Below are 1114 nucleotides of genomic sequence, written 5' to 3'. Positions count from 1 at the left end.
TTCACTCGTATTTGGAAACGGAGTAAAACCATGGCTACAAGACGAACTATTCAAATCCACAGCATGACCGGCTTTGCTAATGCCGCAGGCGAATGCGGCGGCAAGCGGATTAATTTGGAAATCCGCGCGGTCAACCATCGTTATTTGGATGTCCAATTCCGTATGCCGGAAGAGTTGCGCTATTTGGAAGGCGCATTGCGCGAACAGATTGCTGCGGCTGTGGCGCGCGGTAAATTGGAGTGTCGTGTTCAGCTGCAAGATGCGGCTTCTGGCGGTCAGACTTTGGAAGTCAATCAGGATTTGGTCTCACAGCTGGCGCATTTGAACAAAGAATGGCGCAAGGAACACAATTTCGGCAAGCTGAGCGTGGCCGACGTTTTGCGTTTCCCCGGCGTTTTGGCAGGTCAGAGCGAAGACTCCGAGGCCTTAGCGAAAGGTGTTAAAGATTTATTGACCGGCGCGTTGAAAGAGTTCACAGCTGCCCGCAAACGTGAAGGCAAAAAACTGGGTGAACACCTGCTACAACGTCTGGACGGCATGGAAGAGATTGTGGATGCTTTGAACGAATTGTTCCCCAGCCTGCTGCAGGCACATATGGACAAAGTCAAAGCCCGTTTGGCAGAAGCCGTCGGCAATATCGACAACGACCGCTTGCAACAAGAATTTGCTTTGTTCATCCAAAAATCTGATGTGGATGAGGAATTCAGCCGTTTGCGCACCCATATCGCCGAAGTACGCCGCATCGTTACCGAAGGCAAGGGCAGCGCAGGCAAACGTTTGGATTTCCTGATGCAAGAGTTGAACCGTGAAGCCAATACCTTGGGCAGCAAAGCCATCGCCGCTGAATGCACGCAAGCGTCGGTTGAACTGAAAGTCTTGATCGAGCAAATGCGCGAACAGGTTCAAAATATCGAATAAATCGATAACGAACGGATAAAACAAGGCCGTCTGAAAAGGTTTCAGACGGCCTTTGTGTCGATATGGGACGGAACCGGTTGAGTTTATTTTTAAACATTATTGGAGGCGGGCTTCTTGTTTCGTGACTGTTATTGCGCTAAAGAGTTAACATGTGTTAAATTATGGCAATTATTGTCATGATAAGAACATACAAAGG

1 protein-coding gene is annotated in these 1114 nt (G+C 49.0%); it reads left to right on the top strand.

Annotated elements, in window-relative coordinates; translation table 11 throughout:
* The first annotated feature begins 30 nt into the window (after positions 1–30).
* Positions 31–918: a YicC/YloC family endoribonuclease gene (locus ACTHS3_RS14010; protein WP_283116404.1), complete on the top strand. Its 888-nt coding sequence runs from the start codon at positions 31–33 to the stop codon at positions 916–918.
* Positions 919–1114 lie beyond the last annotated feature (196 nt).

This window comes from Neisseria sp. P0009.S007, assembly GCF_051962515.1.
This window is presented reverse-complemented; position numbering and strand designations above follow the sequence as displayed.